We start from the raw sequence: 1,019 nt of genomic DNA, 5'->3' as shown, positions 1-1,019 counted from the left end.
GTGACGATCTTGGCGTTCGAGGAATAGGCCCGCTGGGTGCGGATCAGGTCGGTGAGCTCCTGTGCCACCTCGACGTTGGAGCTCTCCAGCGCCCCGGCGGTCAGCGTTCCGGCCGAGCCCTGCCCCGCCTGATTTAGGCTGAACTTGCCCGAGCTGCGCGACAGCGCATAGGCGTTGCCGTCGGCGGCCAGAAGACCATCGGGGTTGGCCACCTCGGCCAGCGGGATGTTGTAGAGCGGCTTGCGGCTGCCGTTGTTGAACACGCCGTAGACATCGCCACGCTCGTCGATCTCGGTGCGCACGAGCACCCCGCTCTCGGCGCCGTCGGCCCCGATCTTGAGCGCCGAGTAATCGCCCGCGAACTGGGTCATGCCGGTATGCTCGTCCGGCGCGCCGATCGAGACCTCGATGGTCTGCGGCACGGTGCCGTTGTCGACCGTCAGGGTCGCGGTGCCGGTGGCCGGATCGAAGGCAAAGCCCGCCGGGGCTGTCGCGGTCGAGGTGGCGGCGGAATAGGCCCGCGGCGCGCCGGCCAGCGGGCCGCTGTCGTGGAAATCGACCGTCACGTTGCCGTATTGCGCCCCGTCCGAGCCGGACATCGACAGCACCCAGCGGCTGGCGACATCGGTGGGCTGCCACGAAAACTGCATCCGCTCGGCCTCGCCCAGCGGGCTGAAATACTCCGCCGAGCTCAGGAACGGCTCGCCCGGGGTGGCCAGTCCGGTCTGCTGGGCGGGGATGTTGCCGCTCACGGTCATGTTGCCGGTCGGCGAGCCGGTCTGAGCCAAGCTGCCCAGGTTCACGGTCTTGAGATCGCCGAACTGGTTGCGGTCGATTATGCCGAGCGTCGCGGTCTGATCGTAGGGAAAGCCCGCCAGATAGTAGCCCGCCGCGTTGCGCAGATCGCCGTTCTCGTCAGGCAGGAACGAGCCCGCGCGGGTGAGAAAGAAGTTCGACTCGTTGGTCTCGTTGGGCTGCTTGCTCACCACGAAGAACCCGGCACCGCCGATCGCGAGATC

At 67.7% G+C, this 1,019-nt stretch carries 1 protein-coding gene; it reads right to left on the bottom strand.

Annotation, left to right across the window (positions count from 1 at the left end):
- The coding region (locus MBELCI_RS18895) for a flagellar hook-basal body complex protein (protein WP_045320567.1) at nt 1-1,019 on the bottom strand (1,019 nt) is incomplete at both ends.

The organism is Limimaricola cinnabarinus LL-001, assembly GCF_000466965.1.
In the GTDB taxonomy this organism is placed as follows: Bacteria; Pseudomonadota; Alphaproteobacteria; order Rhodobacterales; family Rhodobacteraceae; genus Limimaricola; species Limimaricola cinnabarinus.
Note: the sequence above shows the minus strand (reverse complement) of the source record. Positions and strands in the feature narration are given on the sequence as shown.